The organism is Klebsiella sp. HN106 (assembly GCF_051209435.1).
Taxonomy (GTDB): domain Bacteria; phylum Pseudomonadota; class Gammaproteobacteria; order Enterobacterales; family Enterobacteriaceae; genus Klebsiella; species Klebsiella oxytoca.
In genome coordinates, this window is the sequence record NZ_JBLURD010000040.1 from 1 (window position 1) to 6,090 (window position 6,090).

The 6,090-nt window shown below is 57.3% G+C and carries 6 protein-coding genes and 2 pseudogenes; 1 reads left to right on the forward strand and 7 read right to left on the reverse strand.

Translation table 11 applies throughout. The features are described from left to right. Positions 1 to 118: 118 nt before the first annotated feature. The 3 genes and pseudogenes from ACSIPU_RS29890 to ACSIPU_RS29900 all read right to left on the reverse strand — a co-directional run. Positions 119 to 988: pseudogene (locus ACSIPU_RS29890) on the reverse strand (IS1182-like element ISCfr1 family transposase); the annotation flags it as partial. Between the two features lie 114 nt (positions 989 to 1,102). Continuing rightward, the gene (locus ACSIPU_RS29895) at positions 1,103 to 2,239 is read right to left on the reverse strand and encodes a DUF3883 domain-containing protein (RefSeq protein ID WP_000080860.1); all 1,137 of its coding nucleotides are present in this window, start codon (positions 2,237 to 2,239) and stop codon (positions 1,103 to 1,105) included. A gap of 50 nt (positions 2,240 to 2,289) precedes the next feature. After that, a complete protein-coding gene (locus tag ACSIPU_RS29900) occupies positions 2,290 to 2,517 on the reverse strand; it encodes a hypothetical protein (RefSeq protein ID WP_000248278.1) in 228 nt (75 codons plus the stop codon). 23 nt (positions 2,518 to 2,540) lie between these two features. Between ACSIPU_RS29900 and ACSIPU_RS29905 the strand changes: the two genes are divergently transcribed. Next, positions 2,541 to 2,732 carry a hypothetical protein gene (locus ACSIPU_RS29905; protein WP_000951934.1) on the forward strand — a complete coding sequence of 64 codons (192 nt, stop codon included), beginning with the start codon at positions 2,541 to 2,543 and terminating at the stop codon, positions 2,730 to 2,732. A 481-nt stretch (positions 2,733 to 3,213) separates the two neighbouring features. Here ACSIPU_RS29905 and ACSIPU_RS29910 read toward each other — a convergent pair whose 3' ends face one another. The 4 genes and pseudogenes from ACSIPU_RS29910 to ACSIPU_RS29925 all read right to left on the reverse strand — a co-directional run. Further along, positions 3,214 to 3,756 (reverse strand): AAA family ATPase, encoded by a 543-nt coding sequence (locus ACSIPU_RS29910; protein ID WP_000587837.1) that lies wholly within the window; start codon positions 3,754 to 3,756, stop codon positions 3,214 to 3,216. A gap of 12 nt (positions 3,757 to 3,768) precedes the next feature. After that, on the reverse strand, positions 3,769 to 4,629 hold the full coding sequence (aac(3)-IId, locus tag ACSIPU_RS29915) for an aminoglycoside N-acetyltransferase AAC(3)-IId (protein WP_000557454.1): 861 nt from the start codon (positions 4,627 to 4,629) through the stop codon (positions 3,769 to 3,771). A gap of 823 nt (positions 4,630 to 5,452) precedes the next feature. Then, positions 5,453 to 5,965: pseudogene (locus ACSIPU_RS29920) on the reverse strand (transposase); the annotation flags it as partial. 53 nt (positions 5,966 to 6,018) lie between these two features. After that, positions 6,019 to 6,090: hypothetical protein (locus ACSIPU_RS29925; protein ID WP_032414367.1), on the reverse strand; the 72-nt coding region annotated here is incomplete at its 5' end.

Genomic DNA, 6,090 nt, shown 5'->3' on the forward strand with positions numbered 1-6,090 from the left:
CCAGCGTACGGCCCACAGAATGATGTCACGCTGAAAATGCCGGCCTTTGAATGGGTTCATGTGCAGCTCCATCAGCAAAAGGGGATGATAAGTTTATCACCACCGACTATTTGCAACAGTGCCGTTCGATGTCCTTTTCTTCGACCATCCAGGCCAGCATCGGGGCGGTGCCATAAGCGGTATCGCCGATAAGGCGTTCCGGTGTGAGATCGAACTGCGCCTCGACACGCTCGACCATCGTCCTAGTCGAATCGACTTCGGCGGTACGGTGCGCCGGGGTAGCTTCCACGTCCATGATCACACCGTGCTCAGTGTCGATCAGGTAATTCGTGGAGTAGGCAAAAAAGGCCGGGCCACCTGGCGCTGCTGTCCAACGGGACTGAGGATCAGTGAGCGAAATTTTCTTGGGAAGAGCCTCAGCCAGCGCCTCTTCATCAAGGGCTTCGAGGTACTCGCGCACTGCGCGGCTGCTGAGCTTTGGATCGTTCCAATCGACCTCATCTCCCGCCACCCCACGTTGCCGGCTGGCATCCGCCTTAATGATGCTGGCGTCGACGGCGAAACCTTCACCCTTGACTAGGCCGGCTGCCATGCAGCGCCGCAGCACCTCATTGAATAACCAGCGGAATAGATCGCTGTCACGAAAACGCCCATGGCGATTCTTCGAGAAGGTCGAGTGATTGGGGACTTCGTCTTCCAGACCCAACCGGCAGAACCAGCGATAGGCCAGGTTCAGGTGCACCTCTTCGCACAATCGCCGCTCGGAACGAATGCCATAGCAGTAGCCGACGACCAGCATGCGCACCATCAACTCCGGGTCAATCGAGGGACGCCCGATGGGGCTATAGAAATCTGCCAGGTAGGCACGTAGATCACTGAGATCCAAGCACTGGTCGATGCTGCGCAGGAGATGTTGGGCCGGGACGTGATCTTCCAGATTGAACGAGTAGAACAGGCGCTGCTGTCCTCCCGGTAACTGTCCCATCATGCTGTTCGCCCCCACGCTCGCTGACAAAGCAATTTTGCCAACGGCATGGGGAGGCCGCTACTTTTTCAACAGAATCGGCCGCACACAGCCATTCGGCTCAACAGAACCCTGCCTTTACCCCACCAAACTCCGGAAACTCGCCCGGTAGTCCGTCGGCTTGAGATGCACATGTTGGCTGAGGTCGCCGGGTAGCGTGAACAGGCGCGGACCGTCCCGAAACTGGAACACGCGATACAGATGGAATTGATCGCCCGCCTCCTTGGAGAATTCGAGTTCGTTGTGGCTGACCAAGAAAGACGAGCCTACCCCGCCATTGGTGGTTTTCACCTCGATGAAGCGCTCATGGGCGTCCTCTTCGAACGACAGGATGTCGAACCCCGCACCGTCTCCCTGGGTGTCGGACACCCAATCCAGCCGCTGAAAAAGCTCTGGGTGGCCGAGCTCGGTCAGGCGTTGCTGTTCGTAGCCAATCACCCACTGCTCCCCTGCCCGGCCCAGCTTGCGGTTGGCTTCATCGCGAGCGGCATAATCGAACTTTCGCGGTAGGCGTTGCCGTAGAGATGCCGGGGTACGCACAAGCACTTCACGGGCGGGTGGTTCTACCAAAGCCGCTCGGTAGGTTTTGTCACCCGGAAGTTTTACCTCCTCCAGGGCATCGACAAGAGCGCCGACCGTCTGCTGATGTTCCAGAACGTAGGCGTGTACGGATTTACGCAGCAGCAGTTGGCTGTTGCCGCGTGGCTTGTAGCCGTTGATATAGGGCAGGCCCAGGGCATCGAGTACGGCGCTAATGTTCTGGTGCTTGAGCTCGACTGAAGACTTGCTGCGACCGTTCAGCAGTTGGCGCAGTGCCTGGTTGTGCTCGGACTTGTTGTACGGCTCCCCAGCCGCCTCGGCACGCAGCATGTCGAAATAGTCTTCGACCGTGGCCAGGACCTCTTCTTCGGACCAGTCTTCGCCGATGCGAATGATGCGAAACCCGAGCCGCGTCAGCGCCGGAACGACGGTCGCCTCGCCACCGGAGAAGCTGTCAGCAGTGAGCGGGCCCTGCTCGGGAAATTGCTTGCCGAAGGCCACACCGGCGATGGCCTTGGAATCGCAATCGGTGCCGGTCTTCGGATCACGTACCAGGAAGTCGCGGGACTTGCCGTAGCCGTGGCGCGCCAGGAATTTCGTGCGGCCCAGTTGCACGAACTCATCGATGGCAGCCTGCACGGCGGCGGGGCTTCGAAGCTGGGAGAGTTGAGACACAGGGTCCTTCCTTACTGTCATGGTGTGCCGGGAACCGCCGAGCCACGAGATTATGAGTAGCCCCTGAACAGAAACGTCACGATAAAAGCCGTGAACGCCACCAGGCCCATTAAATCCCTTGCGTATTTGCAGCCCGTGCTGTCCAAACCTGTACCAGGTCCGATCAACACGCTCCAACCATTGAGGTACGAAAACACCGCCTGACCGAACAAAAAATGCGTGATAGCCGCCGCAGCCATGACGCCGGAATCGTCAGACAGGCTGTAGCTGTTGACCATTGCCCTGTACGCCTGCATCTGAAATGGCTATTGCCCTGATGGGAGCCGGCTTTTCAGCCACCGACACCAGCGATGCCGTCAATATTCTTTACCCGATAACCATGACCGTACAAGCTAACAAGGCCTGGCAAGCCAGCGGACTTAAAAAGTCTTTTTTTCTACCATCCCACAAAAAAGTTCGTGGTGGAGAAAAGATAAGCTATGCAAGGCTTTAGGAGACGTGGTTTTTCAGGATGACGAAGAACGATTCGGCGCTAGGTGCAACATAGGTGCATCGCACGAGCGCTAGGAACGGCGAAAAAAGGCGGACGTGGCGAAATCGGTAGACGCAGCAGACTTTAAAATTGGAGTGCCCGCGGGGAAATCCGCGGAGTAGAACCGCTCAAAGTCGGGGAACGCTAACGGGCAATACCCTAAGCCAATCCCGAGCCAAGCCCCTTCGGGGGAAGGTGTAGAGACTGGACGGGCGGCGCCTAAAGCCTTCGGGCAATGGCGAAGGGACAGTCCAGACCACGAACGTCATCAGACGGCGGCGAAAGTCGAGGTGGTACGAAAATCTGCTTCTCTGTGAGAGTACGGGTTCGAGTCCCGTCGTCCGCACCACAAAGCCAAACATCCCTGCGATGATCGACCTCTGGGCGTTTGGTCGTGAGCCCGCCACCCTCGCGCTACGCTTTGCGCAGGCGTCGAAGGCGATCAGGTGCGCCCATCGATTCCGTCGAGCACCATCGCTGCGAGTTCATCGCTGGTGTGTGCACCACTATCGAGAACACGGGTTGTGCATGGAAGCCGTTCCCTTGCGGCCAAGCATCGGGCGACATTCGCTAATCGCCACTCTCGAATCTCCGCATTTCGATTCGGGTCAGGATGCATGGTCTGGTTCGCGATCCGGTGACGCAATAGGTCCTCGTTGAGCGTCAGAAAGATGTGCAGCAGCTGATCGTCGATCCGCCTTACCCCGTCGAGTATCTCAGTCAGATAGTCCGGGTGCACGAGCGTCATTGGGATGATGATGTCCTGCGAGTAATTCCTTCGAATCTCCCTGACCGCCGCGATCGTAAGTCCCCTCCACAAGGGGAGATCCTGATAGTCTCCGCTCGCTGGCATGGGGACCGTTTCTTTCACCACGAACCCGATTTCCTCGGGGTCAAAGATCAGCGATTTGGAACGCCGATCGCGCAGCCGCTTAGCGAGCGTCGTCTTTCCGGCGCCGAAAGGTCCGTTGATCCAGATTATCATTGTCGACGGCCTCTAACCTGAAGGCTCGCAAGAGCGCTCGACGGCCTCGTGCGGAGGCACGATCGGAGTGGTTCCGAAATGCTTCTCAAGATAGGTGACGCCGAACGTCACGATGTCCTGCGCGTCGAACAGGTAGCACTGAGCAAAGCCCACGACACCTTCTCGATGGCGACCGAGCTTCACGTAAGCATTTGCTATAGTTTCAACCGCATCCGGCTTTCCTTCGATAGCAAAGCAATCGAGAATGCCGTTTGAATCGTAATCCGATGCCGTTTTCCAGGCGACTTCACCGTCTCTTCCAAGCATCGGCATCTCATACGTCACCCACCGTTTGTTGGGGATATCGGCAACCGCCTCGGCGTAGTGCAATGCGGTAACGGAGTTTAGCGGCGCACCCAACAGCAGGGCCTTCCCGCCAAGGCGAACGAACCGCTCGACGGGCGATCCTTCCCCCAAGGCGTGACCGAGTTCGTGAGGCTCCGTCAGCGTTTCAGCCAGCGGACCAACCGCGACCATCGATGCATCGGGGTGCGCGCTGCGCCGCGCGCCGGGGGCTTGAACCAGAAATTGATTCAGCAGGCCGAACCCACGGTAAGTCCCGGCTGTTGCGGGATCGAACGGCAGCCAGGTACGGCGGGCTTCGTCATCCAGCCGAGCGCCATTCAGAGTCTCCTCGTAGGGTGATCGGTCCCACGACGCGTATCCCATCACAGTGCCAGTCGGCCCAACCGCGGAGCGTAACGCGGCAACGACCGTCTCCGCTCCTCCTTCGACCGGACCAATCGCTTTAAGTGAGGCATGCACCATCAAGAGGTCACCGGTTTGGACTCCGAGTTTTTGAAGCGCCTCCGTTATTGCCTTCCGCGTATGCATCGCGATATCTCCTCTAAACTGCAAAACACTATACCTAATGGGCGGCGGTCAGACGGCGCGCCGGTGGCACGGGATGGGCCAGCGTTCGGCCGACGATCACGCCGGCAGCGAAGGCTGCGGGCGGAAACCAGTATCCTCGATAGAAGCGGTAGCCAGGACGCGCGACGACAACACCGCGATATCCATTATAGTAGTTGTGGGAGGAAAATAAAGTGTCATCCTAACTACAGGACCCTGCAACGTAGCAATTCCTGCAAAAATCCATTTAAAACAATGACTTATTTCAATTCTGCCATCTGCAAGCGTTTTGTGGGGATGGAGGCCGGAATCATTAAAGTATCATCCTAATTTTCGCTCAACCTTGGAAAATGCTGAGAATCGTAAAAATAAAGTTTCATCCTTTCCGCTACTAGTTCAAGGCTTTCTTCCGGCCGCCGGCAACAACGCTGCTTGGCTGAGGCGATCCACTTGCGCTACCGCTCACTGATCAGATCGAACTTGAACTCGACGAGCAGCCAACCATCAGGCCGAGCGTGATCGCCAAAAAAAACGGATCATGCGAAATCCTTCGTTGAGTTTGGCGCGGGTTTTAGCAAATCAGCTGGCCCGCGATCCGGTTGAGAGTGATCCGAAGCGGTCCTTGACGACCGGCACAAATCGGCCGATTCTGTTGAAAAAGTAGCTTTAGCGGCAGCCTGCCGATCAGGTGTGCCTGCTGTCGAAGTGGCTGCAAGCCACTTCAAGTTGCCTTCCGGCGTTTCACTGAGCGTCCTTGCTCAGGTTTAAGGGTTAATTTGAGGGTTTCTGCTCGTAGCAGGCATACCTATCCCGTCAGCGGTGGCCCTTGAGGCAAAAGCTTGGCCATGCGGCGCAGGTTCTGCACCATCGCAGCCAAGGTGAATTCGTCAGTGGCACCCGTTAGGCCACGCAGTCGTAAACGGTCGAGTTTCATGATCCGTTTGAGGTGGGCGAAAAGCATCTCCACCTTCTTTCGTTCGCAGCGAGAGACGAGGTACTCCGGTGTCTTGGCGATGCGTCGAGCCACGTCGCGGGCAGCCTCATGGATGCTGCGGACGATCTTCCGATTCGGCGTGTTGGGGCAGCATTTCGCTTTCAACGGGCAGGTGGCGCAGTCGGTTTGGCTGGAGCGGTAAATGACGGTTTTGGCCTTAGTTACCCGCGACCTTTGCTGGGTGAAGGCGCGCCATTCACTGCGTAGCGGTTTGCCGGCTGGGCAGCGATATTCATTGGCGTCCTGACTCCAGTGAAAGTCGTTACTGGAGAGGCTGTCGTCCTTGCGCTCGGTCTTGTCCCACACCGGCACATGCGGTTCGATGGGCACTGTTGCAAAGTTAGCGATGAGGCAGCCTTTTGTCTTATTCAAAGGCCTTACATTTCAAAAACTCTGCTTACCAGGCGCATTTCGCCCAGGGGATCACCATAATAAAATGCTGAGGCCTG